Source organism: Streptomyces sp. NPDC001536 (genome assembly GCF_042894505.1).
Classification (GTDB): domain Bacteria; phylum Actinomycetota; class Actinomycetes; order Streptomycetales; family Streptomycetaceae; genus Streptomyces.
The window spans coordinates 144584-169934 of sequence record NZ_JBIAVQ010000014.1; the positions used below are offsets into that span (position 1 = coordinate 144584).

Sequence of the window (25351 nt, forward strand, 5' to 3'; positions counted from 1 at the left end):
CCTTCGAATGAACTCACGGTCGCCCACACGCGATTCACTTGACATAGGACAGCCGGGAGTGGGCGGAGCGGTGCACTCAGGGGCGCACAGGACCGGGCGCACCACCCGGGGCGCATCCGGGCGCCGCGTGAGGCGTTCCGGGACATGGCTCAGGTCACTTTCCGTGCCCGTCTCGTAACCATCGGTGCGTCGGACCCGTTGGAGGGGGCATGGGCTTCACGATCGGCAGCAGTCGGGGGATCCGCGACATCCGGTCCTCCTCGCGTCGCCGCGGCCGCTCGTCGGAGTGCACCGCCGTGGCCGAGTTCACCGGGCTCTGGGGCTGGGACGTGGTCCCGGGTGCCCGGGCCGCCGCGGGCGCCTGTTCCTGCGGCCGTGCCGACTGCCGGGCACCGGGCGCGCATCCCCTGGACTTCGCACCCGAGGTGCCCGCCGGGGCGACGCTGGACGAAGTGACCGGCGCGTGGGCCGAGTTCCCGGGCGCCGCGGTGATGCTGCCGGTCGGCCGGGCCTTCGACGTGATCGAGGTGGCGGAACCCGCCGGCCGCCGCGCCCTGGTCCGTCTGGAGCGCATGGGCCTCCCGCTCGGCCCGGTGACGGCGACCCCCGAGGGCCGCGCCCAGTTCTTCGTCGCCCCCGGCGCCGCCGCCGAACTGCCCGAACTCCTCTACCGCATGGGCTGGGACGACCCGACCTCCCTGGACCTGCGCGGCCTGGGCCCCGGCACCCACATCACGGCCCCGCCCTCGGACCGGGCCGGCCTGGGCCCGGTCGAGTGGCTGCGCTCCCCCGCGCTGGATTCGGCGACCAAGCCCCCTGCCGCAAGGTTGCTGTTGGGCACGCTGGCGTACGTGGCGCACCGGTCGCGGGCGTAACGGTACGAGCAGGCGTACACGGCGAAGTGCCCGTCCCCGACTGCACCTCGGGGGCGGGCACTTCTTCGCGCGTACGACAGGTCAGTCGCCGATAAGCGCATCCACGAACGCCTCCGGCTCGAAGGGCGCCAGGTCGTCCGCACCCTCACCCAGGCCCACCAGCTTCACCGGCACACCCAGCTCCCGCTGGACCGCGATGACGATGCCGCCCTTGGCGGTGCCGTCCAGCTTGGTCAGCACGATGCCGGTGATGTCGACGACCTCGGCGAAGACGCGGGCCTGCACGAGCCCGTTCTGTCCGGTCGTGGCGTCCAGCACCAGCAGCACCTCGTCGAGCGGCGCCTGCTTCTCCACGACCCGCTTGACCTTGCCGAGCTCGTCCATGAGCCCGGTCTTGGTGTGCAGGCGCCCGGCGGTGTCGATCAGCACGACGTCCGCGCCGATCTCCTTGCCCTCCTTCACCGCGTCGAAGGCGATGGAGGCGGGGTCGCCGCCCTCGGGGCCGCGGACGGTGTGGGCGCCGACCCGGTCGCCCCAGGTCTGGAGCTGGTCGGCGGCGGCGGCACGGAAGGTGTCCGCGGCACCGAGGACGACACTGCGCCCGTCGGCCACGAGGACACGGGCCAGCTTGCCGGTGGTGGTGGTCTTGCCGGTGCCGTTGACACCGACGACCATCACGATGCCGGGCTTGCTGGTCTCGGGCTCCGTCCTGACCGTGCGGTCGAAGTCGGTGCCGAGCAGCTTGAGGAGCTCCTCGCGCAGGAGCGTGCGCAGCTCCGCGGGGGTTCGGGTGCCGAGCACCTTCACGCGCTCGCGCAGGCCGTCGACCAGTTCCTGGGTGGGGGCCACGCCGACGTCGGCGGTGAGGAGGATGTCCTCGATCTCCTCCCAGGTGTCCTCGTCGAGGTGCTCGCGCGACAGGAGCGTGAGCAGCCCCTTGCCGAGCGCGTTCTGGGAGCGGGAGAGGCGCGCGCGCAGGCGGACGAGCCGTCCGGCCGTGGGCTCGGGGACCTCGATCTCGGGGACTTCGAGAGCCGGCGGTTCCTCGACGACGACCGGGGCCGAGCCGTCCGGGAGATCCACCTCCTCTATCGTCCGGCGCGGTTCGTCGCGGGGCGTCTCGGCCTCGTCGCCGACATGCGGCTCGGCCGGAGGGGCGGTGATGTCGGGTGCTGCGGGAGGCGGCGGGGGCAGCGGCTTCTTGCGTCGGCTGCCGACGACGAGCCCGCCGAGCACACCGAGCACGACCACGGCGATGACTACAGCAAGGATGACGGTTTCCATAACCCGTCCAGTATCAGTCATGGGCCCCTTCCGGACCCAGCCTGTACTTTCCTCCAAGGGCAAAGGGAGCAGCAGGAGACCAATCGGCCCAAAGTACGATGAATCCTCATGAGCGGTCTCGAAACGCACGGCCTTGAGCCGATCCCTGACTCCGAGCGCACCGCCCGTCCCCGCGAACTCTTCCCCACCTGGGTCGCCGCCAATATCAGCGTCCTGCTCCTGACCATGGGAGCGACCCTGTCCGTCGGCTACGGACTCAACTTCTGGCAGACCCTGGTGGTCGGCGTCGCGGCGCCGGTCGTCTCCTACGGCCTGGTCGGTCTCATCGGAATCGCCGGCAAGCGCGGCGGTGCCCCCGGCATGGCCCTGTCCCGGGCGGCGTTCGGACAGCGCGGGAATCTGCTGCCGGGTTCGCTGATCTGGATCGCCCGCTGGGGCTGGGAGACGATCAACGCGGTGACCGGCGCCTACGCGCTGCTGACCGTCCTCGACATCCTGTTCGGCATCAGGAGCAACACCCCGCTCATCGTCGTCACGCTCCTGCTCTTCGTGATCACGACGTTCGCGATCTCCGGCCTGGGCATCAACGCCGTACGGACGTGCAACAAGTGGGCGACGTACCTCTTCGGCGGCTTCTCCGTCCTCGTCCTCGGCCACCTGGTCGTGGAGACGGACTGGAGCAAGGTCTTCGGGCAGAGCGCGGGACCGGCGTCGGCGATGATCACGGGCGTGGGTCTGATCGCGGCGGGCGGGATCAGCTGGGTGCCCTCCGCTCCCGACTTCACGCGCTATCTGCCGGCCTCGACGCCCTCGGCGGCGATCGTGCGCGACACGGTGGGCGGCGCCGGGATCGTCGTACTGCCGATGGTCCTGATGGGCATGGTGATGGCCTCGGCGACACCCGACCTGGCCTCCGCCTCGGACCCCGTGTCCTTCCTCGGCGAGATCCTCCCGCTGTGGCTCGCGGTGCCCTATCTGCTGATCGCCCTGACCGGCACCCTGCTGATCAACTCGATGTCCATGTACTCGGCGGGCTTCACCGCGCAGACGCTTGGTTTCAGGGTCCCGCGCCACTGGGCGGTCTCGGTCAACGCGGTGATCTCCCTGGTCCTCGGCAGCGTCCTGATGCTCGCCGCGACCGGTTTCATGGGGCCCTTCGTCACCTTTCTCTCGCTGCTCGCGGTGGCCTTCTCGGCCTGGCTCGGCGTCTTCGGCGTCGACATGCTGCGTCGCACGGAGTACGACGCCGAGGCCCTTCTCGACACGGGCCGCAGCAGCGCCTACTGGTACCGGGGCGGCTTCGGCCCGGCGGCGGTCACGGCGTGGGCGACCGGTCTCGGCACCGGGCTCCTGTTCACCACGTCCGACTGGTTCACCGGCCCGCTGGCCTCGAACAACCCGATCGGCGAGTACGGCCTCGGCTGGGTCGCGACGATCGTGGTCTCGGGCGCGCTGTACGCGGTGCTCCCGAAGCCGGCGGTCGGCGGGCAGGAGACTCCCGCCGAGGAGCCCGCGACCATGGCTATCTGACGCATCGTCAGCTAGCGTCCCCCTCCACCGTCCAGTGCAGCGAGGGGGACCCCATGCCCATCACGGTCGTACGCTTCAACCTCGTCGAACCCGGCGCCACCCCCGCCTCCCTCCGCGCCCGCTACCAGGCCGCCCTGGAGATGACCGCCTACGCCGACGAACACGGCATCAGCACGGTCCAGACCGAGGAACACCACGGCGTGGCCAACAACTGGCTCCCCTCCCCCTTCGCCTTCGCGGGCGCGGTCTTCGGCGCGACCAAGCGGCTCGCGGTCACGGTCTCGGCGGTCATCGGCCCCCTGCACGACCCGCTCCGGCTGGCCGAGGAGATCGCCGTACTGGATCTGCTGAGCGGCGGCCGCCTGGTCACGGTCGCGGGAATCGGCTACCGGCCCGAGGAGTACGCCCAGTTCGACGTGGACTGGAAGCGGCGCGGCAAGCTCCAGGACGAACTGCTGGAGACGCTGCTCAAGGCCTGGACCGGCGAGGAGTTCGAGTACCGGGGCCGTACGGTACGAGTCACCCCGCGCCCCTGCACCGAGCCGCACCCCCTGCTCCTGGTCGGCGGCTCCTCACGGGCCGCCGCGCGCCGGGCCGCCCGCCTGGGCCTGCCGTTCTTCCCCAGCGCGCATCTGCCGGAGCTGGAGGCGTACTACAAGGAGCGGCTCGTCGAGTACGGCACCGAGGGCTGGACCATGATGCCCGCCGCCGAGACCCCCCTGCTGCACATCGCCGAGGACCCGGACCGCGCGTGGGACACCTACGGCTCCTGCTTCCTGCACGAGGCCCGGACCTACGCCTCCTGGCAGTCCGGCGACATCCGCTCCGCCGTGAAGTCGGGCGCCACGACCGTGCAGGAACTGCGCGCCGAGGGCGTGTACCGGATCGTGACACCGCAGGAGTGCGTGGCACAGGGGCTCGACAACCTCGTACTCCATCCGCTGGCGGGCGGAATGCCGGTGGAGGAGGGGTGGCGGAGCCTGCGGCTGTTCGCGGAGCAGGTGCTGCCGGCGCTGACGGACTGACCTGTGCGGTGGTCCACCGGGGCGAGGTGGTCACGACACCGCCGCCCCCGACCCGGGCAGTGACCGGGTCGGGGGCGGCGGCAGGAGCCGGGGGAAGGGCAGCGGGGTTGGGCCCGTCCCCCGAGTGCGTGCGGGCTGCTCAGCCCATCTCCTCCAGCGCCTTGCCCTTCGTCTCCTTCACGAACTTGAGGACGAACGGGATGGAGAGCGCGGCGAAGATCGTGTAGATCACGTAGGTCGCGGAGAGGTTCCAGTCGGCCAGCGACGGGAAGCTCGCGGTGATGGCCCAGTTGGCGATCCACTGTGCGGAGGCGGCCACACCGAGGGCGGCGGCGCGGATCTTGTTCGGGAACATCTCGCCGAGGAAGACCCAGACCACCACACCCCAGGACAGGGCGAAGAAGAGGACGAAGACGTGGGCGGCGATCAGGGCGGTCCAGCCCTGCGCGGCCGGCAGCTTTCCGTCGACCAGGTCGAAGGAGAAAGCCCAGGCCTCAAGGCCGAGACCGATCACCATGCCGACCGAGCCGATGAGTGCCAGCGGCTTACGGCCGACGCGGTCCACGAAGATCATGGCGATCACGGTGCCGACGATGTTGATGATCGACGTCGTGAACGAGTAGAAGAACGACTCCGTCGGGTCGACACCGACCGACTGCCACAGGGTCGAGGAGTAGTAGAACGCGACGTTGATGCCGACGAACTGCTGGAAGACCGAGAGGCCGATACCGACCCAGACGATCGGCTTGAAGAAGAAGCTGCCGCCGAGCAGGTCCTTGAAGGTGGACTTGTGCTCGCTCTTCATGGCGTGCTCGATCTCGGTGACACGAGCGTCCAGGTCGATCTTGTCGCCCTCGACCTCCTTGAGGATCTCGCGGGCACGCTCGTGCTTGCCGACGGAGATCAGGAAGCGCGGGGACTCGGGGATCGCGAAGGAGAGCAGGCCGTAGAGGACGGCCGGGATCACCATGACGCCGAGCATGACCTGCCAGGCCTCCAGGCCCATCAGCTTGCCGCGCTGGTCACCGCCCGCGGCGTTCAGCAGGCCCCAGTTGACCAGCTGCGAGATGGCGATGCCGATGACGATCGCGGCCTGCTGGAAGGAGCCGAGGCGACCGCGGTAGGCCGGCGGGGCGACCTCCGCGATGTAGGCGGGGCCGATCACGGAGGCCATACCGATGGCGAAGCCACCGACGACGCGCCAGAAGGCGAGGTCCCACAGGGCGAAGGGCAGTGCGGAACCCACCGCGCTGACCGTGAAGAGCACGGCCGAGATCTGCATGCACCGGATGCGGCCGATCCGGTCGGCGATCCGGCCGGCGGTCGCGGCACCGATGGCACATCCGATCAGGGCGATGGCGATGACCTGCGCCAGCGCTGCGGAGCCGATGTCGTAACGGTCCCTGATGGCCTCGACCGCGCCATTGATCACGGAGCTGTCGTAGCCGAAGAGGAAACCGCCCATCGCGGCCGCCGCCGCGATGAAGATGACGTGCCCGAGGTGCTCGGGCTGAGCCGACCTGGCTCCTGATGTGGGTGCCGCTGTGCTGGTCAAGTGAAACTCCTCGGGCCACCGGCAGCGCCGCCGGGTGGGGGGTGAGCCCTTCCAGTGGCGCATAGCTTCACGCCGCCCACCACCTGAAGGTAAAAGCAACGTTGCAGAGACTATGCCTTCAAGTTTCGAAGTCAACAGGGGGACGGCTGTGAAGTTTCCGCACCCATGGCGTGCCGATTCGTTCAAGACTTGAAGTCGATCAGAAAACGCAGGTCGCGATAGGTGTAGAGGGCACGCGACTAGCGAAGTCGCTGCGAGATGACCTTCGACACACCGTCGCCCTGCATGGAGACGCCGTACAGCGCGTCGGCGACCTCCATCGTGCGCTTCTGGTGGGTGATCACGATCAGCTGCGAGGCTTCCTGGAGCTCCTGCATGATGCGGATCAGCCGCTGGAGGTTGGTGTCGTCGAGGGCGGCCTCGACCTCGTCCATGACGTAGAACGGGCTGGGCCGGGCCTTGAAGATCGACACCAGCATCGCCACGGCCGTCAGCGACCGCTCACCGCCGGAGAGCAGGCTGAGCCGCTTCACCTTCTTGCCCGGCGGACGCGCCTCGACGTCGACACCGGTGGTGAGCATGTTGTCGGGGTCGGTGAGGATCAGCCGCCCGTCACCACCCGGGAACAGCCGGCTGAAGACACCCTCGAACTCCCGGGCGGTGTCCCGGAAGGCCTCGGTGAAGACCTGCTCGACCCGCTCGTCGACCTCCTTCACCACCTGAAGCAGATCGGCGCGGGTCTTCTTCAGGTCCTCCAGCTGCTCGCTGAGGAACTTGTGCCGCTCCTCCAGCGCCGAGAACTCCTCAAGGGCGAGCGGGTTCACCTTCCCGAGCTGCTGGTAGGCGCGTTCGGCCGCCTTGAGCCGCTTCTCCTGCTCGGCCCGGTGGAACGACTTCGGCTGGTTGCGCGGATGCTCCGGATCCTCCGGCAGCTCCTCGCCCTCGGCGGGCGGAGAGGGCGGTACGAGCTGATGGGGCCCGTATTCGGAGATGAGCCCGGCGGGCTCGACGCCCAGCTCCTCCAGCGCCTTGGTCTCCAGCTGCTCGATCCGCATCCGCTTCTCGGCGCCGAGCACCTCACCGCGGTGGACCGAGTCGGTCAGCTTGTCGAGCTCGCCCTTGAGGTCCCGGCCGGCATTGCGGGCGGCGGTCAGCTCCTGCTCGCGGCGCGCCTTGGCGGCCTCGGCGGCGGACCGTTCCTCCTCGGCTCGCCCGAGCGACACCTCGACGTGCACGAGGAGTTGCCGCGCACCGGAGGCGACGGCCTCCGCGACGCCGGCCTCGTGCCGCAGCCGCGCCCGCCGCTGCTCGGCACGCGCGCGTGCGTCGCGCTCGGCTCGGGCGGCGCGGTCGAGGGAGTCGGCGCGGCCGGCGAGGCCCTTGACGCGCTCCTCGTGCGTACGGACCTGGAGGCGGGCTTCCATCTCGGTCTGGCGTGCGTTGGCGCCGTCAGCGGCGAGGCGGTCGCGTACGGAGGTGTCCGGCTCCTCTTCTACGGGCATCTCCTCGGCCACGGCGAGGCGTTCGGCGAGTTCCTCCACGTCCTGGAGGGCCTTGTCGAGCGACTCCTGTGCGCGGGTGGCCGCCGCGACGGATCGCTCGGCCTCGCCCGCGGCACCGCGCGCCTGGCCGGCGAGGCGGCCGAGCTGCTGGGCCACGGTCGACTTCTCCCGGTCGGCGGCGCGGCGCCGCTCGCTGAGTTCCTCGACGAGGGCGGTACGTTCTTTCCGCAGCTCCTGTGCCTCGTGCTGGGCCTCGCTCAACTCCTCGCAGCGGACGGCGAGTTCTTCCAGCTCGGCGGCTGCCTCGTCGACGGATGCCTGTACTTCGAGGAGGCTGGGGGCGCCTGCGGAGCCGCCGTGGGCGAAGTGGGCGCCGAGGAGATCGCCTTCGGCGGTGACGGCGGTGAGGTGGGGGTGGGCGTAGACGAGGTCTTCGGCGTCTTCGAGGGTGCCGACTACGACGATGCCGTGGAGTAGGCGTCGTACGGCAGGCATGAGGTCGGAAGGGCCGCGGACGAAATCGAATGCGTGGGCTTGTGTGGCGTCTGCGGGCGCGTCGTGGCTGGTCGCGCAGTTCCCCGCGCCCCTTTGGGGCGCGTCTTCCGGGCCCCCTGCCAAGAGAAGTGACGCCCGGCCCCCGTCCTGCTTGCGCAGCAGCCGGATCGCGTCCGCCGCCGCCGACGGTGACGTCACCGCCAGTGCGTCCGCCGCCGCGCCGAAAGCCGCCGCCAGCGCCACCTCGTACCCCGGTGTCACAGTCAGCAGCTCCGCCGCCGGACCCAGCAGGCCGGTGAGGCGGTCCTTCGCGCCCAGCAGTATCCCCGTGCCGTCCTTCCTGCGCAGCCCCAGCGCGAGCGCCTCGTGCCGTGCCTGTGTCGCCGCCCGCTTCCGCTCGGCAGCCGTGGCCGCTTCCCGTGCCGCCGTGAGGGCCGCCTCCGCCTCCCTCAGCGCTGCCTTCGCCGCGTCGTGCTGCTCGGCCAGCTCGGCGTCGCCGGCGTCCAGTCCGTCGACCTCGGCCTTGAGCGCCTCGTACTCCTCCTGGGCGGCGAAGGCACGCTCCTGGGCCTCGTCTCTCGCGGACGCCAGGCGGTCGATCTCGGCCTGGGCCGAGGCCGCGCGCGAACGGGCCGCGTTGACCTGGCCGTTCAGTCGGGCCAGCCCCTCGCGGCGGTCGGCGATGGCGCGGGCGACGTCCTTCAGGCGCCGTTCCTCGTCCGTCAGCGAACGTTCCAGCTCGGCGCGGTGCGCGACCGTGTCCTCCAGGGCGTGCTCGGCCGCCTCCAGGGCCGCTTCGAGCTCGGCCTCCTGCTCACGGATCCGGGCTGCCTCGCGCTCCATGTCCTCGGGGTCACGGCCACGCCGTTCCTCCGGTGGCGCCGAGGTCGCGCTCTTCACGCGCGCGTCGGCGAGCGAGACCGTGCCGCGCACCCGCTCGGCGAGCTGGGAGAGCTCGTACCAGGTCTGCTGGGCCCGCTGGAGCCGCGGCGTCAGCTGCCGCACCTCGTCCTCCAGGAGGGCCTCCCGTTGCAGGGCCTTCCTCAGCTCCTGCTCGGCGGCTTCCTTGCGCTCCTTCAGCGCGGCCTCGTCGGCGATCTCGGACTTGAGCGCCTGGCGCAGTCGTACGAGATCGTCGGCCAGGAGCCTGAGGCGGGCGTCGCGCAGATCCGCCTGGATCACCGCGGCCCGCCGCGCGACCGCCGCCTGGCGGCCCAGCGGCTTCAGTTGCCTCCGCAGCTCGTCCGTGAGGTCCTGCACGCGCGCGAGGTTGGCCTGCATCGCGTCCAGTTTGCGGAGGGCCTTCTCCTTGCGCTTGCGGTGCTTGAGGACGCCGGCCGCCTCCTCGATGAAGGCGCGGCGGCCCATGGGATCGGCGTGCAGAACGGAGTCGAGCTGGCCCTGACCGACGATGACATGCATCTCGCGGCCGATGCCGGAGTCGGAGAGCAGCTCCTGGATGTCCAGCAGACGACAGGTGTCGCCGTTGATCTGGTACTCGCTGCCGCCGTTGCGGAACATGATCCGCGTGATGGTGACCTCGGCGTACTCGATGGGCAGCGCCCCGTCGGAGTTGTCGATGGTCAGGGACACCTCGGCGCGACCCAGCGGGGGCCGCCCGGTGGTGCCGGCGAAGATGACGTCCTCCATCTTGCCGCCGCGCAGCGACTTGGCGCCCTGCTCGCCCATGACCCAGCTGAGGGCGTCGACGACATTGGACTTGCCCGAGCCGTTCGGGCCGACGACACACGTGATACCCGGCTCGAACCGGAGCGTGGTCGCCGAGGCGAACGACTTGAACCCGCGGAGGGTCAGGGCCTTGAGGTGCACGCCGCTGGACTCTACCTTCCGGGGTTGTCTCACTCCATGAACGCGCTGTATCCCGCGGTTTCACCCATGAACGTGCAGGGCACATCAGACGTTAAAGAGACCGGGAAGGTGTACGCGGGGGAAAGAAAGAAGGGACGCCGAAGCGTCCCTTGCAAACTCAAACTCTGACAACTTAGCGGTTGACACGGGCGGCCCAACCACTGCTGATGTCGTGGTGCGATGCAGTGATCAGGTGAGCGCAGGCTCCGCCTGGTGTGCGTCGATGCTCTCCAGAAGCGAGTCGTGAGAAGCGGCAGCCGCGAGCGCGTCGTTCTCGGCCTGGATCCGTACGAGCTCGGATTCGAGGTCTTGTACGCGCTGCTGGAGCCGTCGCATCTCGGCAATGAGTCGCGGGTCGGAGCCGCCGACGTAACCGAGAAGCGCCTTTGCCATGATGGATGGTCCTCCACACTGAGTGACCGACCGAAGCGGTGTGGGTCGTGAGGGATTCGCACCCGCGATGCTTGGCACTGTTGAGTTTGTGCTGCCGTTCATCCATGCCAAACAGCTAAGGTGCGCGGGGTGCATTCAGCGTCTCACCAAAAAGTTTGACGGTCAACACGATCACGCCCTGTATTGGCGGGCGACCCGGGGGCACGCGACCGGAAACGGCGGCGCAGCGACTCCTGCGGGGCCCTCAGGGCGTAGCGATCATCCTTAAGTGCGGAGCCTCCCAGGAAATGCCGTTCTTGGCAACCACCAGGGCCTTTCTGCTTCGGGCAGGTGCCAGTGGCATGCCCCTCCGGTTCGACCTGGCCCGCTTTACAGAACCGGCTCAGCGGATGGCGAAGCCGTCGTAACCCCCGCGGGGTGTGTCCCAGATCTCGGTGACACCGTCCACGCGCCCGGGCGTGTCCTCGCCCTGGAGCCAGTCGAGGAGTCCTTCGCACCGCGCCTTCGGGCCCTCGGCGACCACCTGGACCCGTCCGTCCCCCAAATTGAGAGCAAAACCACTCAACCCACCGAGCTCCAGGGCCTTGGCCCGCGTGAACCAGCGGAAACCCACACCTTGGACGCGTCCTCGCACCCAGGCGACCAGTCGTACATCCTCGCTCATAGATGCAACCTAACCAACCAATGTCTCTCTGGACTCTCCCTCCCCTGGCGCCATGCGGTACCGTCCCCTGCCAATGAATCTCATACGAAACTCACTCGATCGTGTGAGTTTTGTGAGTTCGGTCCGACCGCTGGGGACGAGTCGGCCACAAAGGACGAGGAAGGCCAGGACACATGGGACGCCACCGACGCTCCGCCGCCGGCCGCGCCGCCACGGGCCGCGCCACGGGGGTCACAGAAACAGACGGCTCATACACGAGCGGCTACGACCCGCAGCACTCGTATGACTACGACCCGCAGCACTCGTACGGCTTGGACCAGCAGTTCTCCTACGACTTCGACGCCGACGCCCGGGGTCACCACACGGGTGAGTACCCCACGATGGGCATCGCGCCCTATCTGAACCCCGAGGCGCACTCCCGCAGTGACGCCTACCTCTACGCGACGGACGACGAGTACGCCCAGGTCACGGGCACCACGAGCACCGCGATGTTCCCGAGCGAGGGTTTCTCGCCGGGTGAGGGTCCGCGGCGCGGCGGGGGTTCGCGTCGCCGTCGCAAGAAGAAGGTCGTGACGCCGGTCAAGACCGGTCTGCTCGGGGTCTCCGCGGCGGTCGCGATCGGCACGGTCGCGGTGGCCACGGGTGTGGTGCCCGGCCTCGACAACTACAAGCTCGGCGGTGGCAACGCCGACAACGTGCAGGCCGCGGACACCCCGACCAACTCCGCGACCGAGCAGGGCGGCACCTCCGGCAGCGCCGACGAGAGCCGGGACGACGAGGCGGCCAGCCGCGACGGCGAGCGCTCCGCCTCGGCCTCGCCCACCCCGTCCGCCTCGCCCTCGACGGCGGCGCCGACCAAGGCGCCGTCGAAGAAGCCGACGGCCACGCCCAGCGAGAAGAAGCCGGTGACGCCGCCCTCGCGTGCGGCCACCAAGGCGCCGGCGAACACCAAGGCCCCGGTGGCGGTCTCCGTGGAGTCCCAGGCCGAGGCCGAGGTGCTGAAGCTCGTGAACGAGGAGCGGGCGAAGGTGGGCTGCAGCCCGGTGGCCGCGAACAGCGCGCTGGGCAAGCTCGCCGAGGACTTCAGCGACGCGATGGCCGCCGAGGGCTTCTTCGACCACACCGACCCCAGCGGCAAGACCCCCTGGGACCGGGCCGAGGCAGCCGGCATCACCAGCCTCGGCGGCGAGAACATAGCCCGGGGCCAGGCCGACGCGGCCGCGGTGATGGAGGCCTGGATGAACAGCCCGGGCCACAAGGCGAACATCCTGAACTGCGACTTCAAGACGCTGGGGGTCGGCGTGCACATCGGGCCGGGTGGCCCGTGGTGGACGCAGGACTTCGGGTACTGACCGAAGCGAAGGCAGCCGAAAAGGGAGCACTAACTCATGGTTAGTGCTCCCTTTTCGTTAGCGCTGCCCTCCCGTACGCTGGAGGTATGGACAGCACGCAGGAGCTCGACCTCTCGTACGACGTGTTCGCCAAGGCCTGCCCCTCGCGCGGCACGCTGGAGCACGTCACCGGACGCTGGGGCGGCCTCACCCTCGGCGCCCTGCACAAGGGCGGCTCCCTGCGCTTCAACGAGCTGCGCCGTCGGGTGGACGGCGTGAGCGAGAAGATGCTCTCCCAGACATTGCAGGCCCTGGAGCGCGACGGCCTGGTGCACCGCGAGGCCCAGCCGACCAACCCGCCCCGCGTCGACTACGAACTGACGCCGCTGGGCCGCGGGGTCGCCGAGCGGCTGATCGGCCTCATCGACTTCGTGGAGGGTCGTATGGACGACGTACTCGAAGCACGCCGCCACTACGACGAGACGCGCGGCGCCCGCTGACACTTCGGGCAGAAATAGCTGGACCGGTTCATCCAGGGCCGTCGGCGCATCGGCGTACCGCACCGCTTGCAGGGCAGTCCTTCGCGGCCGTACGCGTCGAGCGAGCGGTCGAAGTAGCCTGATTCTCCATTGACGTTGACGTACAGGCTGTCGAAACTCGTGCCGCCCACCGCCAGGGCCGCGTTCATCACATCCCTTACGTGGCCCAGGAGTTCGGTTGTGCGCGGGCGGGTGAATCCGGCGGTCGGGCGCTCGTAGTGGAGGCGGGCGCGCCAAAGTGCCTCGTCCGCGTAGATGTTGCCGACGCCGCTGATCAACGACTGGTCGAGCAGGGCCCGTTTGATGGTGCTGCGCTTGCGGCGCAGGGCCTGGTGGAACGCCTCGTCGTCGAAGAGCGGGTCCAGGGGATCGCGGGCGATGTGCGCGATGACGTCGGGCAGGCCGTCCTCGGTGTTGTCGTGCAACGACAGGCCGCCGAAGGTGCGTTGGTCGACGAAGCGGAGTTCCGTACCGAGGCCGTCGGCGAAGCGGACGCGGATGCGCAGATGCTTCTCGTCCGGTGTCTCGTGCGGCTGGACCAGCAGCTGGCCGCTCATGCCGAGGTGCGCCAGGACCGACTGGTTGGTGTCCTCCAGCGGCAGCCACAGATACTTGCCGCGGCGGCTGGGCACACCGATGCGGTGACCCTTGAGGCGGTGGGTGAAGTCGTCGGCGCCGGCGATGTGACGGCGTACCGCACGCGGGTGCAGCACCTCGGCCTCGGCGACGGCACGGTGGGCGACCCACCGCTCCAGACCTCGTCGGACGACCTCGACCTCAGGCAACTCGGGCATGGGATCCCCCGGTGTATGAGCCGAGCGCCCGCCCCGGTGCGGGACGGGCGCTCTGGGTATCGCGCTGTGCGGTCAGGCGGAGGCGGGCGCCTCGTCGGCGCCGGCGTCGGCCTCGATGGCCTTCGCCGCAGCCTTGGCGCGCTCGTCCGCCGCGGCCCGGATGGACCGCCATGCGGACTCGGCGGCCTGTTGCTCCGCCTCCTTCTTGCTGCGGCCGGTGCCGGTGCCGTACGAGACGCCTCCGACGCGGGCGGCAGCAGTGAAGGTCTTCTCGTGGTCGGGGCCGGTCTCCGAGACCTGGTACTCGGGCACGCCGAGGCCTTCGGTCGCGGTGAGCTCCTGGAGACTGGTCTTCCAGTCCAGGCCGGCACCGAGGTTGGAGGACTTCTCGATCAGCGGGTCGAAGAGCCGGTGGACGAGTTCGCCCGCCGCGTCCAGACCCTGGTCGAGATAGACCGCGCCGATCACCGCTTCGAGGGTGTCGGCGAGGATGGATGCCTTGTCCCGGCCGCCCGTACCCTCTTCACCACGGCCGAGCCGGATGAAGGAGCCCAGGTCGAGCCCACGGCCCACCTCCGCCAGCGCACGAGAATTGACCACCGCGGCCCGCAACTTGGCCAGCTGGCCTTCGGGCAGGTCGGGGTGGGTGCGGTACAGCGTGTCCGTGACCACGAGGCCGAGGACGGAGTCCCCGAGGAACTCCAGGCGCTCGTTGGTGGGCAGACCGCCGTTCTCGTACGCGTAGGACCGGTGGGTCAGCGCACGCACCAGAAGGGCGGACTCGAGTTTGTACCCGAGCCGCCCTTCCAACAGCGTGTGGGACGAGGCCGTGTTGTCCGCAGAATTCTTCTTCGGAGTGGACACAGTGCCTCTCACCAGCCGCTCAGACCTCGAGGACCTGGCGCTTGTTGTACGTGCCGCAAGACGGGCACGCGATGTGCTGCTGCTTGGGCTCGTGGCAGCGCTCGCACGCAACCAGAGGGGTGACCGCAGCCTTCCACTGCGACCGGCGGTGGCGCGTGTTGCTGCGCGACATCTTCCGCTTCGGAACAGCCACGGCTACTTCTCCTGCTTCTCGTCGGCGTGCGCTGATGGAAGCGCGCCGCCGCTCATCTCGTCCTTCTCGCCATCTTCGAGTGAACCGGCGAGTCCCTGCAGTGCCGCCCAACGGATGTCGACGGCGTCGTGGTGGTGGTCCGGGTCGTCCGCCAGCCGCGCTCCGCACTCGGAGCACAGGCCAGGGCAGTCGTCCTGGCACACCGGCTGCATCGGCAGGGCAAGCACCACCGCGTCACGCAGCACGGGTTCGAGGTCGAACAGGCCGTCCTCGAGAAAGAGCCTGTCCTCGTCTTCCTCGGCGTCGTCGGCCGGTTCCGCTTTCACACGGCCCCGGTCATCGGCGTCAGGGTACGAGAACATCTCCTGGAAGTCCGCTGCGAGCTCCAGCTCCAGCGGCTCCAGACACCTTACGCACTCCCCCTCGGCCAGTGCACGGGCGGTGCCTGTGACAAGCACCCCTTCCATGACCGACTCGAGCCGGAGTTCGAGCTCCACCGGGGCGCCTTCCGGCACTCCGATCACTCCCGCGATCCCCAGATCCTTGGGAGCGTCGATCTCACGGGTCAGGCGCTGCTGCGCACCAGGCCGCCGCCCCAGCTCGTGTGTGTCGAACACGAGAGGCTTGCGGTGGTCGAGGCGGGCGTTCAGAGCCATTCCTGCTTTCGATCTTCGAGCTCAGAGGGACGCTGCCCTTCGGTGTTCCCGGGCAGCGTTGATCGCGGACGTACGCGCGACCGAAGAGCCAGGATACTGGACCTTTCCCTCACGGCCCAATCCGGTGCTCTCCTACTGGCCGCGCCCCTGCTCGTAGGCCCTGAGCTGCTCCGGAGTGATCATGCCGGTGTCGAAGAGGCTGGTCTCGTCGAGGGCGTACGACTGCTGGGCGTGCTGCTGGCCCTGCTGGCTCTGTCCGGCGTCGTAGGCGGCCTGCTGGGCGTCGTAGCCCTGGTAGGCGTAGGGATCGGCCTGCTGGTAGCCGTAGGCGTCCTGCTGCTGGGCGTAGGCCTGCTGCTGCGGGTAGCCGCCGCCGTAGGTGTCCGTCTGCTGGTAGCCGTAGGCCGGCTGCGGCTCGTACTGCGGCTGGGCGGGCTGCTCGGCGGCGGCCCGGTTGTCCTGCTCGGCGAGGGCCGCGAGGTCGGCAAGGTAGTCGGCGTCGCTGGAGTGCTGGACGGTGGTGTTGTCGTCGGCGAGGGCGCCGAGGTCGTCCGTGGCGATCCGGCCGTGCAGCTTCTGGCGGCCCTTGCCGACGGCCTCCAGGGTCTTGGTGAGGACCGCCTCGAAGGCGCCGAGCTTGGTGTCGACGTAGGTGTCGGCGTCCCGGCGCAGGGTCTCGGGGTCGTGGCTGCGCTCGGGGGCGTCCTCGTCCTCGTAGCCCTGCTCGTCGAGGCCCGGACCGGTGCCGAGGAGCTTCTCGCGGCCGCGGCCGACGGAGCCGATGGTCTTGGTGAGGACGACCTCGAAGTTGGCGAGCTTGGAGTCGACGTAGTCGTCGGCCTCCGCGCGGACCTCCTCGGCCTCCCGGCGGGCCTCGGAGAGGATGCGGTCGGCCTCGCTCTGGGAGCGGCGGGCGACCTCGGTGTCGGAGATCAGCGAGCCGCGCTCGGCGTGCGCGGTCGAGATGATCCGCTCGGCCTCCTGACGGGCCTGCTCGACCATCTGCTCACGGCCGCCGATCAGCTCCTGGGCCTGGGCGAGGGAGTCGGGCAGGGCCGCCCGCACCTCCTCCAGCATCGCGAGCAGCTCGGCGCGGTTGACCACGCACGAGGCCGACATGGGCATCGACCGGGCGCCGGAGACCGCGGCGACGATCTCGTCGAGCTTCTTCTGCACGTCCACCTGTGCTCGCCACTCTCTACAGCTGTGTTGGAGACGGACGGGACGACTGTAGCCCCATCAGTCCTTGCGCAGGCGCTCGTTGAGCGCCTCCAGGACCAGCGGCGGCACCAGGTGGGCGATGTCTCCGCCCCAGGTGGCGACCTCCTTGACGAGCGAGGAGGACAGGAAGCTGTAGGTGGGGTTGGTCGGCACGAACAGCGTCTCGACACCCGACAGACCGTTGTTCATCTGGGCCATCTGGAGCTCGTAGTCGAAGTCGCTGACCGCGCGCAGGCCCTTGACGATGGCCGGGATGTCGCGCTGCTTGCAGTAGTCGACGAGGAGGCCGTGGAAGGACTCGACCTTGACGTTGCCGTACTCGGCGGTGACCTGGCGGATCAGCTCGATCCGCTCCTCGACCTCGAACAGGCCCTTCTTGGACTTGTTGATCATGACCGCGACATAGACCTCGTCATACAGACGGGAGGCGCGGGAAATGATGTCGAGATGTCCGTTGGTGATCGGGTCGAACGACCCGGGACAGACGGCGCGGCGCACTTGAGATCCCTCGCTCTCCGGTCCGGTCATCGTGCGTCTTCGCACGTAGAGGCGGCGCGACCGTACCAAAAGGTTCCTTCGCCGTAGCGACGGGACCGGAGTGGTGCGAAGCCGTCCGGCCAGAGGAATTCTCCGCCTCTGGTGCTGCGCTCCACGGTGACCAGCGCTTCGGCCGTGAGCCAGCCCTGGGTGCGGAGTGTGAGCAGAATCTCGCGAAGATCGTCGTCCGAGACGGCGTACGGGGGGTCGAGGAAGACGATGTCGTACGGGTCTGGCGGCGCCGGTGTCCGGACGATCTGTTCGGCTTTGCCCGCCCTCACCTCGGCGCCGGGGAGGCCGAGATTCTTCACGTTCTCCCGGATGACGCGAGCGGCTCTGGCGTCGGCCTCGACCAGGAGGGTGTGACTCGCGCCACGGGAGAGGGCCTCCAGGCCTACGGCGCCCGAACCGGCGTAGAGGTCGAGGACGCGCTCGCCTCGGAGGGGGCCGCCGAGGAGGGACTGCCAGGTGGAGAAGAGACCTTCGCGTGCGCGGTCGGAGGTGGGGCGGGTGCCGGTGCCTGGCGGGACGGCGAGTCGACGTCCGCCGGCTGCGCCGGCGATCACGCGGGTCATCTTCGGTCCTTGGTCGTGGGCGGCTTCAGGTATCAGTGTGGCTGGTCGCGCGGTTCCTCGCGCCCCTTGGGGGGTCTTCCTCACCCCTTTTCCAGGTACTGCTCTCTTTCGTCGTCCAGGAGGGCGTCCAGGGCTGTGCGCAGACCTGGGAGGTCGGCGAGCTCCGGATCCGCCGCCACCACTGCCGCCGCCTCCTCCCTCGCCTCCGCGATGATCTCCTCGTCCTCGATGACGGCCAGCATGCGCAGGCTGGTGCGGGCGCCGGACTGGGCCTGGCCCAGGACATCTCCCTCTCGGCGTTGTTCGAGGTCGATGCGGGAGAGTTCGAAGCCGTCCAGGGTGGACGCCACCGCGTTCAGGCGCTGGCGGGCAGGGCTGGCCTCCGGCATCTCCGTGACCAGGAGGCAGAGGCCGGCCGCCGAGCCTCGGCCGACGCGGCCGCGGAGCTGGTGGAGCTGGGAGACGCCGAAGCGGTCGGCGTCCATGATGACCATCGCCGTGGCGTTCGGGACGTTGACGCCGACCTCGATGACCGTGGTGGCGACCAGGACATGGGTCTCGCCGGCCGCGAAGCGGCGCATGACCGCGTCCTTGTCGTCGGGGTGCATACGCCCGTGCAGGACCTCGACGCGCAGGCCCCGCAACGGCCCCTTGGTGAGCTGGTCCGCCACGTCGAGAACGGCCAGCGGTGGGCGCTTCTCGGCTTCGTCCTCGGGGGACTTCTTCTTTTTCGGATCCACCTCCTCGTCGCCGATGCGGGGGCAGACGACGTATCCCTGGTGGCCGTTCTCGACCTCCTCCCGCACCCGTTCCCAGGCGCGGGCCAGGAAGTGGGGCTTGTCGGCGGCCGGGACGACATGGCTGGCGATCGGGGAGCGGCCGGCCGGGAGCTGGTCCAGGACCGAGGTCTCCAGGTCGCCGAAGACCGTCATGGCGACCGTGCGAGGAATGGGGGTGGCGGTCATGACGAGCAGGTGGGGCGGCTGTTTGCCCTTGCCGCGCAGGGCGTCCCGCTGCTCCACGCCGAAGCGGTGCTGTTCGTCCACGACGACGAGTCCGAGGTCGTGGAACTGCACCTTGTCCTCGATCAGCGCGTGCGTGCCGATGACGATCCCGGCGTCCGCGGTGACGAGGTCGAGCAGGGCCTGACGACGAGCGGCCGTGCCCATCGAGCCGGTCAGGAGCACCACCTTCGTGGCGTGCTCGGACCCGCCCAGCATTCCGCCCTCGGCCAGCTCGCCCATCATCTCGACGATCGACCGGTGATGTTGCTGGGCCAGCACCTCGGTGGGAGCGAGCATCGCGGCCTGACCGCCTGCGTCGACGACGGCGAGCATGGCGCGCAGGGCCACCATCGTCTTTCCCGATCCGACCTCTCCCTGGAGCAGCCGGTGCATCGGATGCTCCGTCGCCAGGTCGTCGAAGATCTCCTTGGAGACCTTCTGCTGGCCCTCGGTGAGGGTGAAGGGGAGGCGGGCGTCGAAGGCGGTCAGGAGGCCGTCCGCCTTGGGCTTGCGGGCCACCGCGGGGAGTTGGGCGTCGGCGTGGCGGCGGCGGGCGAGGGCGACCTGGAGGACGAAGGCCTCGTCCCACTTGAGGCGGGAGCGGGCGTCCTCGATGTCGGCCTTGGTGTGCGGGCGGTGGATCTTGAGGAGGGCCTCGGGGAGGGGGACCAGGCCGCGGCCGTCGCGGAGGGAGTCCGGGAGGGGGTCCACCGCCTCCTGGGCGCTGGGCAGGACCGTCTGGATCGCCTTGCCGATCTTCCAGGACTCCAGCTTGGCCGTGGCGGGATAGATGGGGATCAGGGCGCCGGCCCAGGTCTCCACCGTCTCCTCCGCGTCTCCGCGCAGCAACTCGTAGGCCGGGTGCGCCAGTTGGAGGCGGCGGTTGAAGACCGAGACCTTGCCGGCGAACATCGCGCGGGTGCCCGGCAGGAGCTCCTTGTGGGGCTTGTGGACACCGGCACCGAAGAACACCAGCTGGAGGCGGCCGCTGCCGTCGGTGATGGTCACCTCCAGCCGCTGCCCCTTGCCCCGGGGGGCCTTGGCCGAGGCGAAGGTGTGCAGACGGGCGTCGGCGACCTGGGCGACCACCGTGACGTGCTCGTCCATGGGGAGGTCGGCCAGGTGGGTGAGCTGGCCCCGCTCCTCGTATCTGCGCGGGTAGTGGTGCAGGAGGTCGCCGACGGTGTGCAGGCCGAGATGCTCGGCCATCACCTTCGCGGTGGGTGGGCCGAGCACCTTTTTCAGTGGTTCTTCGAGCGCGGGCACGAGATCCATTGCACACCACCCCACTGACAATGCCGTATACGTCTCGGGAAACCCCTGGTCAGACGGGCTGTTCCGGCTCTAGGATGACGCGCTCCGGCCATCTAGCGGTCACCGCCCCACCGGGACCGCCCGACCCCGCGCCGACGACCTCCCCACCCGCGGCGCTGCAGCGATGGACTCCCAGACCTCACAGTCATCCCAGGCATCCCCGTCACCTCATACGTTCCAGGTCGACCTGCGTGGCCTGGTGGATCTGCTGTCCCATCACCTCTACTCCAGTCCCAAGGTCTATCTGCGCGAGCTGCTGCAGAACGCCGTGGACGCCATCACGGCCCGGCGCGCCGACCAGCCCGACGCCCCGGCCAAGGTGAGGCTCTTCGCCCAGGACGGCACTCTGCGGGTCGAGGACTCCGGCGTGGGGCTCACCGAGGCGGATGTGCACACCCTGTTGGCGACCATCGGCCGCAGCTCGAAGCGGGCCGACGGACTCCAGGAGGGGCTTCAGGAGGTCCGCTCCGACTTCCTCGGCCAGTTCGGCATCGGGCTGCTCGCCTGTTTCGTGGTGGCCGAGCAGATCCGGGTCGTCAGCCGCAGTGCCCGTACGCCCGAGGCGGCGCCCGTGGAGTGGACAGCGAGCGACGACGGTTCGTACACCGTACGGACGTTGCCGCACGAGGCCCGTCCCGAGCCCGGCACGACCGTGCATCTGACGGCTCGGGCGGGAGCCGGGGAGTGGCTCACCCCCGAGCGGGTCCTCACGCTGGCGCGGGACTTCGGCGCGCTGCTGCCGTACGACGTGCGGGTGGACGACGAGGCGGTCACCGACCTGCCGGCGCCCTGGGACCGGCCCTACCCCTCCCCCGCCACCCGCAGGGTGGCCCTGGCGCGGCACTGTCACGACCTCTTCGGTTTCACCCCGCTGGACTCGATCGAGCTGAACGTGCCCGTCGCCGGGATCCGCGGAGTGGCGTACGTGCTGCCCTCGGCGGTCAGCCCGGCCACGCGCGCGACGCACCGCGTCCACCTCAAGGGCATGCTGCTGACCGAGCGCGCCGAACAGCTGCTGCCCGACTGGGCGTTCTTCGTGCGCTGCGTCCTGGACACGGACAGTCTGCGGCCGACGGCCTCGCGCGAGTCGCTCTACGAGGACGAGACGCTGGCGGCCGTACGGGAGGCGCTGGGCGAGAAGATCCGGTCCTGGCTGACGGGGCTGGCCGCCGGTGATCCGGAGCGGCTGGCGGCCTTCCTCTCCGTGCATCACCTGGGCGTGAAGTCGCTGGCCCGGCACGACAAGGACATGCTGCGCACGATGCTGCCGTGGCTGCCCTTCGAGACGACCGACGGACAGCTGTCCCTGGAGGAGTTCGCACAGCGCCACCCGGTCGTGCACTTCACGCGGACCGTGGAGGAGTACCGGCAGGTCGCGCCCATCGCGTCCGCGCAGGGCGTCGGGGTGGTCAACGGCGGTTACACCTACGACGGCGACCTGGTCGAGGCGCTGCCGTCGGTGCGGCCGGGGACGGTGGTCGCCGAGCTGGACACCGACACCGTGACCGCGCACCTGGACGCGGTCGACCCGGCCGACGAGCTGGCGCTGTCCGGCTTCCTGGCGGCCGCGCGGGCCACGCTCGACCCGCTGGGCTGTGACGTCGTCCTGCGGGCGTTCCGGCCGCTCTCCGTGCCCGCGCTGCATCTGGACGACCGGTCCGCGCGGCACGAGCAGGCGCGCGCGGAGGCCGAGGCGCGGGCCGACGACCTGTGGGCGGGCATCCTCGGCTCGCTGCGCGGCAGCGCGCCACGCGCGCGTCTCGTGCTCAACCACCTCAATCCGCTGATCCGGCGGATCAGTTCGCTCGGCGATTCGGAGCTGATCGGCACCGCCACGGAGTCCCTGTACGGACAGGCGCTGCTGATGGCGCAGCGCCCGCTCAGGCCCGCGGACTCGGCGCTGCTGAACCGGTCCTTCATGGGCCTTCTGGAGTGGGCCACGAACGGCGAGGAGGATCGCTGATGAGCGAGATCACGGACTTCGACGCCCTGCGCCGGGCGATGGCCGAGAACGGCGAGCAGCCGGAGGGTCCCGCCCGCAACGCGCGCGCGGAGCAGCTGCTGGTGGCGGCCGAGGCACTGAACGTCCCGCTCGCCGTGATCGAGGCGCTCGGACACCAGCTGAAGGTCTACAACTACAGCTCCGAGAAGGACAAGATGTTCGTCCCCTTCGCGCGTCTGCTGCGCATGTGGGACGAGCGGCCGGAGGACTTCGACGAGTACGAGACCCACACCCTGCACTGGGTCTTCAAGTGGATGTCGTCCGGGATGCTCGACCAGCCGCACGTGCCGCTCGCCTCCATCGAGAAGTGGCTCGGCGAGATGGAGCACCGCTACCGGCTCGCCGGGCACTCCGAACGGGCCGTGCGCAGCGCCGAGTTCAACGTCGCCGCGCACATCGGGGACCTGCCGCGCGCGGAGCGGGCGTACGCCGCGTGGCTCGCCGCCGACCGGGACCGGATGGCCGACTGCCACGCGTGCGAGCTGCACGGGCAGGGGTGGTGGCAGAGCGAGCGGAGCCGGGACGCGGAGGCGATCGAGCTGTGGACGCCGGTCCTGGAGGGCGAGCTCGGCTGCGCGCACGAGCCGCACACCTCCCTCGCGGCCTCCCTGGTGCCCCTGCTGCGCCTCGGGCGCCTCGACGAGGCCCGTGCGAACCATCTGCGGGGCTTCAGGCTCGTACGGGCCATGGAGAGCATGCGGGGCGCCTACGCGGACCACGTCGAGTTCTGTGCCCTGAGCGGCAACGAGGCGCGCGGTCTGGAGCTGCTCGCGGAGCGGCCGGCGTACTTCACGGACACCGGGCATCCGCGCAGCGGGCTGGAGTTCCTGAGCGTGGTGGCGCTGCTCATGGACCGGCTGACCGGGCTCGGTCTCGGCGACCGTCAGGTGCCGGGACCGGCCGGCCGTTCCTGGACGGCCCGCGAACTCGCCACGCACGCGCGTGCGGAGGCCCTCGACCTGGCCGGCCGCTTCGACGCGCGCAACGGCACGACGTACGTCAGCGAGCGGGCACGCGCGCGTATGGCGCAGGAGCCGTTGGTGGAGCGGTTGCCGCTGGGGGTGCGGTCGGCGCGGACGGCCACCCCTGTCGCCGCGTCCCCCGTGGTCGAGCGGGAGGCCGCGGAGCCGGATCTGGCGGCGCTGATCGCCGAGGCGCGGCAGCTGTCGGACCGTCTGCGGCCGAACGCCGTCGAGGCGTGGGTGGCGGTGTCGCGGGCGGCGGAGGGCGTCGAACTCGACCCGCGCGACCGGGCGGAGATCGCCGACCACCAGGCCATGGACCTCGGTCCCGAGGGCATCGAGTTGTTCGAGCGGGCCGCCGAGCTGTACACGCAGGCGGGCGACCCGGGCGAGGCACTGGCCGCACGCGCGCGTGGCGCGTTCGTACGCGCGCTCGCGGGCGACATGGATGGAGCCCTCACGGCGATCGCCGGCCCGTACGACGAGATCCTCGCGCTCTACGCCGAGGACGGCACCGGCGTACGCCAGACGGCGTCGGTGCTGATGGCGCGGGCGCGGATCCTGATGCGGCGGGTGCAGGAGGCCGGGGAGGCACCGGAGGGGGACAGCGACGTGGCGCCGGACGAACGGGCGGGCTCCGAGGGGGCTGGTCCTTCCGTCGCCGCCGGTCCCCTGGAGACGGACCCGGCCGGGGAGGGAACGCCGGTGACGGCCGAGACTCCCGCCGACGGCCGAGTACGGGACGACGTCCAAACGGCACCCGGGGTCCCCGAGGGGAGTCCCACGGCGACCGGAGTCCCGGGCGGCGGCCCCTCTCTGGCCTCCCTCCGCGCCGACGCCGACGCCGCCGTGCGGGAGGTGCTCGCGCTCGTCGACGGGCGGGCCGGGGACGACGTGCAGCTCGGGTCGCGGGCCGCCGAGGCGTGGGCGATGTTCGCGGAGCTGGCCGCCGGGGACGGGGAGTTGAGGATCGCGGCGGATCTGTTCCGGCATGCCGCGGAGGGGTTCGTGGGGGCGGGTCTGCCGTGGTTCGCCGTGGAGTCCGAGGCCCGGCTGGCGCAGCTCGCGCACCACATGGGCGATGTCGCGGAGGCCGAGCGGGCGCTGCGGGCCGCGTTGGAGCACGGCGGGCCGCATCTGGAGGCGGTCGGACGGGCCCAGCTGCACCTCCAGCTCGCCGAGGTGCTGGGCGGCAGGGGCCAGGTCGAGGAGGCCGCCGAGCACGCCCTGGAGGCGGCGCACTGGGCCGACGCGGCCGGTGAGGGGCCGGCGCTGGGCGCGTGGGCGCGGCAGCTGCTCGGCGGGTTCCTGCTGCGGCAGGGGCGGTGGGCCGAGGCCGCGGAGGTGCTGGAGTCGGCGCTGCCCGACCTGTCCGCCGAGACACACGGCGACGGCGCGGTCGTCCAGGTGCAGTGGTGGCTCGGCGACTGTCTGAGCGAGCTCGGCGAGCACCGCGCGGCGGCCGAACGGCGCTTGCAGGCGGCCGAGATCGCCAGGCTCTGGCCCGAGCAGCACGACCACGCCACGCTCGCCCATCTCGCCGCCGAGTCCCTCGGCCAGGCCGGGCTGTCCGTCGAGGCGGATCAGGCCTACGCCCGCGCGGGTGAGCTGTGGCGCTCGCTCGGCGATGTCCACGGCCTGGTCCGTGCCCTGCGCGCCCGCGCGTGGCTCGCGCTGGGCACGCAGGACGGTCAGGGCGACGCCCGGGAGCTGATGGCGGCCGCGGTCCGGGAGTGCGAGGAGGCTCTGGGTGCGGACGCCGCCGACGAGGAGGCCCGGCAGCGGCTCGTCGCCGAGCTCGGGCACACGCACCTGCAGTTCGGCGACCTGCTCGCCCGTTCCGCCGCCGAGGACGACGATGACGACTCCATCCGGGCCGCGATGGAGGACGCCCTGTCGCAGGTGACGGAGGCCATCGTGGTGTTCGCCTCGCTCGGCGACGACGCCCTGCACAGCCGTACCGGCGCCGAGCTCGCCGCGGGCTGGCTGGAGGCCGACCTGAGCCGCCCCGACCGCGCGGCGGCACGCGCGCGTGGGGTGCTGGCGGCGTACCAGGCCTACGAGGCGCACGAGGAGCAGCACGAGTACGACGAGAGCGAGGCCGACGAGACCGCGCTGGCCCGGCGGGCGGAGGCGCAGCAGATGCTCCAGGTCCTGGAGGACTAGC

20 protein-coding genes are annotated in these 25351 nt (G+C 70.4%); 7 read left to right on the forward strand and 13 right to left on the reverse strand.

Features of this window, described 5'->3' with window-relative positions; all coding sequences use genetic code 11:
- Window positions 1-209 precede the first annotated feature (209 nt).
- Complete coding sequence (locus ACFY0U_RS33145; protein WP_388642109.1) at window positions 210-875, forward strand: bifunctional DNA primase/polymerase; 666 nt, start codon at window positions 210-212, stop codon at window positions 873-875.
- 81 nt (window positions 876-956) lie between these two features.
- On the opposite strand, the gene ftsY is transcribed toward ACFY0U_RS33145, so the two are convergent.
- The gene (ftsY, locus tag ACFY0U_RS33150; RefSeq protein ID WP_388642110.1) at window positions 957-2159 is read right to left on the reverse strand and encodes a signal recognition particle-docking protein FtsY; all 1203 of its coding nucleotides are present in this window, start codon (window positions 2157-2159) and stop codon (window positions 957-959) included.
- A gap of 108 nt (window positions 2160-2267) precedes the next feature.
- Here ftsY and ACFY0U_RS33155 point away from each other — a divergent pair, with 108 nt between their 5' ends.
- Both ACFY0U_RS33155 and ACFY0U_RS33160 read left to right on the forward strand, forming a co-directional pair.
- Complete coding sequence (locus ACFY0U_RS33155) at window positions 2268-3689, forward strand: cytosine permease (RefSeq protein WP_388642112.1); 1422 nt, start codon at window positions 2268-2270, stop codon at window positions 3687-3689.
- A gap of 53 nt (window positions 3690-3742) precedes the next feature.
- Window positions 3743-4714 carry an LLM class flavin-dependent oxidoreductase gene (locus ACFY0U_RS33160; RefSeq protein ID WP_388642113.1) on the forward strand — a complete coding sequence of 324 codons (972 nt, stop codon included), beginning with the start codon at window positions 3743-3745 and terminating at the stop codon, window positions 4712-4714.
- 139 nt (window positions 4715-4853) lie between these two features.
- On the opposite strand, the gene ACFY0U_RS33165 is transcribed toward ACFY0U_RS33160, so the two are convergent.
- The 4 genes from ACFY0U_RS33165 to ACFY0U_RS33180 form a co-directional block, all read right to left on the reverse strand.
- On the reverse strand, window positions 4854-6269 hold the full coding sequence (locus tag ACFY0U_RS33165; RefSeq protein ID WP_388642114.1) for a sugar porter family MFS transporter: 1416 nt from the start codon (window positions 6267-6269) through the stop codon (window positions 4854-4856).
- 239 nt (window positions 6270-6508) lie between these two features.
- Entirely contained in the window at window positions 6509-10096 is a 3588-nt protein-coding gene (gene smc, locus ACFY0U_RS33170; protein ID WP_388642115.1) for a chromosome segregation protein SMC, read from the reverse strand.
- 228 nt (window positions 10097-10324) lie between these two features.
- Window positions 10325-10528 carry a hypothetical protein gene (locus ACFY0U_RS33175; protein ID WP_037649730.1) on the reverse strand — a complete coding sequence of 68 codons (204 nt, stop codon included), beginning with the start codon at window positions 10526-10528 and terminating at the stop codon, window positions 10325-10327.
- Window positions 10529-10910: 382 nt separating this feature from the next.
- Window positions 10911-11192, reverse strand: a complete 282-nt coding sequence (locus ACFY0U_RS33180) for an acylphosphatase (RefSeq protein WP_388642118.1) — start codon at window positions 11190-11192, stop codon at window positions 10911-10913.
- Window positions 11193-11365: 173 nt separating this feature from the next.
- On the opposite strand from ACFY0U_RS33180, the gene ACFY0U_RS33185 reads away from it, so the two are divergent.
- Window positions 11366-12544: a CAP domain-containing protein gene (locus ACFY0U_RS33185; RefSeq protein WP_388642120.1), complete on the forward strand. Its 1179-nt coding sequence runs from the start codon at window positions 11366-11368 to the stop codon at window positions 12542-12544.
- Between the two features lie 86 nt (window positions 12545-12630).
- Window positions 12631-13023, forward strand: a complete 393-nt coding sequence (locus ACFY0U_RS33190) for a winged helix-turn-helix transcriptional regulator (protein ID WP_388642122.1) — start codon at window positions 12631-12633, stop codon at window positions 13021-13023.
- Here the strand turns inward: ACFY0U_RS33190 and mutM are convergent.
- The 8 genes from mutM to recG form a co-directional block, all read right to left on the reverse strand.
- Window positions 12996-13856 (reverse strand): bifunctional DNA-formamidopyrimidine glycosylase/DNA-(apurinic or apyrimidinic site) lyase, encoded by an 861-nt coding sequence (gene mutM, locus ACFY0U_RS33195; RefSeq protein WP_388642124.1) that lies wholly within the window; start codon window positions 13854-13856, stop codon window positions 12996-12998. The genes ACFY0U_RS33190 and mutM overlap by 28 nt on opposite strands.
- 72 nt (window positions 13857-13928) lie before the next feature.
- Window positions 13929-14732: a ribonuclease III gene (rnc, locus tag ACFY0U_RS33200; RefSeq protein ID WP_388642125.1), complete on the reverse strand. Its 804-nt coding sequence runs from the start codon at window positions 14730-14732 to the stop codon at window positions 13929-13931.
- Window positions 14733-14739: 7 nt separating this feature from the next.
- Window positions 14740-14913, reverse strand: a complete 174-nt coding sequence (gene rpmF, locus ACFY0U_RS33205) for a 50S ribosomal protein L32 (RefSeq protein WP_015657589.1) — start codon at window positions 14911-14913, stop codon at window positions 14740-14742.
- Between the two features lie 2 nt (window positions 14914-14915).
- Window positions 14916-15569, reverse strand: a complete 654-nt coding sequence (locus ACFY0U_RS33210; protein ID WP_388642126.1) for a YceD family protein — start codon at window positions 15567-15569, stop codon at window positions 14916-14918.
- Window positions 15570-15701: 132 nt separating this feature from the next.
- On the reverse strand, window positions 15702-16751 hold the full coding sequence (locus tag ACFY0U_RS33215) for an ATP synthase F0 subunit B (protein ID WP_388642127.1): 1050 nt from the start codon (window positions 16749-16751) through the stop codon (window positions 15702-15704).
- Between the two features lie 57 nt (window positions 16752-16808).
- The gene (gene coaD, locus ACFY0U_RS33220; RefSeq protein ID WP_384168565.1) at window positions 16809-17288 is read right to left on the reverse strand and encodes a pantetheine-phosphate adenylyltransferase; all 480 of its coding nucleotides are present in this window, start codon (window positions 17286-17288) and stop codon (window positions 16809-16811) included.
- A gap of 26 nt (window positions 17289-17314) precedes the next feature.
- Window positions 17315-17902, reverse strand: coding sequence for a 16S rRNA (guanine(966)-N(2))-methyltransferase RsmD (rsmD, locus tag ACFY0U_RS33225; protein ID WP_388642129.1), 588 nt, complete (start codon window positions 17900-17902; stop codon window positions 17315-17317).
- A gap of 80 nt (window positions 17903-17982) precedes the next feature.
- Window positions 17983-20181 carry an ATP-dependent DNA helicase RecG gene (recG, locus tag ACFY0U_RS33230; protein WP_388642130.1) on the reverse strand — a complete coding sequence of 733 codons (2199 nt, stop codon included), beginning with the start codon at window positions 20179-20181 and terminating at the stop codon, window positions 17983-17985.
- A gap of 163 nt (window positions 20182-20344) precedes the next feature.
- Here recG and ACFY0U_RS33235 point away from each other — a divergent pair, with 163 nt between their 5' ends.
- Both ACFY0U_RS33235 and ACFY0U_RS33240 read left to right on the forward strand, forming a co-directional pair.
- The gene (locus ACFY0U_RS33235; RefSeq protein WP_388642131.1) at window positions 20345-22183 is read left to right on the forward strand and encodes an HSP90 family protein; all 1839 of its coding nucleotides are present in this window, start codon (window positions 20345-20347) and stop codon (window positions 22181-22183) included.
- Complete coding sequence (locus tag ACFY0U_RS33240) at window positions 22183-25350, forward strand: tetratricopeptide repeat protein (RefSeq protein WP_388642132.1); 3168 nt, start codon at window positions 22183-22185, stop codon at window positions 25348-25350. The genes ACFY0U_RS33235 and ACFY0U_RS33240 overlap by 1 nt, the downstream gene beginning before the upstream one ends.
- The last annotated feature ends 1 nt before the right edge of the window (window position 25351 follow it).

Excerpts from the sequence above, each read along its gene's own strand:
- ACFY0U_RS33180 (WP_388642118.1), bottom strand. The coding sequence starts at position 11,192 with ATGAGCGAGGATGTACGACTGGTCGCCTGGGTGCGAGGACGCGTCCAA.
- ACFY0U_RS33175 (WP_037649730.1), bottom strand. The coding sequence starts at position 10,528 with ATGGCAAAGGCGCTTCTCGGTTACGTCGGCGGCTCCGACCCGCGACTC.
- ACFY0U_RS33155 (WP_388642112.1), top strand. The coding sequence starts at position 2,268 with ATGAGCGGTCTCGAAACGCACGGCCTTGAGCCGATCCCTGACTCCGAG.
- mutM (WP_388642124.1), bottom strand. The coding sequence starts at position 13,856 with ATGCCCGAGTTGCCTGAGGTCGAGGTCGTCCGACGAGGTCTGGAGCGG.
- ACFY0U_RS33240 (WP_388642132.1), top strand. The coding sequence starts at position 22,183 with ATGAGCGAGATCACGGACTTCGACGCCCTGCGCCGGGCGATGGCCGAG.
- ACFY0U_RS33210 (WP_388642126.1), bottom strand. The coding sequence starts at position 15,569 with ATGGCTCTGAACGCCCGCCTCGACCACCGCAAGCCTCTCGTGTTCGAC.
- rsmD (WP_388642129.1), bottom strand. The coding sequence starts at position 17,902 with ATGACCCGCGTGATCGCCGGCGCAGCCGGCGGACGTCGACTCGCCGTC.
- ACFY0U_RS33190 (WP_388642122.1), top strand. The coding sequence starts at position 12,631 with ATGGACAGCACGCAGGAGCTCGACCTCTCGTACGACGTGTTCGCCAAG.
- recG (WP_388642130.1), bottom strand. The coding sequence starts at position 20,181 with ATGGATCTCGTGCCCGCGCTCGAAGAACCACTGAAAAAGGTGCTCGGC.
- ACFY0U_RS33235 (WP_388642131.1), top strand. The coding sequence starts at position 20,345 with ATGGACTCCCAGACCTCACAGTCATCCCAGGCATCCCCGTCACCTCAT.
- ACFY0U_RS33145 (WP_388642109.1), top strand. The coding sequence starts at position 210 with ATGGGCTTCACGATCGGCAGCAGTCGGGGGATCCGCGACATCCGGTCC.
- ftsY (WP_388642110.1), bottom strand. The coding sequence starts at position 2,159 with ATGGAAACCGTCATCCTTGCTGTAGTCATCGCCGTGGTCGTGCTCGGT.
- ACFY0U_RS33185 (WP_388642120.1), top strand. The coding sequence starts at position 11,366 with ATGGGACGCCACCGACGCTCCGCCGCCGGCCGCGCCGCCACGGGCCGC.
- ACFY0U_RS33160 (WP_388642113.1), top strand. The coding sequence starts at position 3,743 with ATGCCCATCACGGTCGTACGCTTCAACCTCGTCGAACCCGGCGCCACC.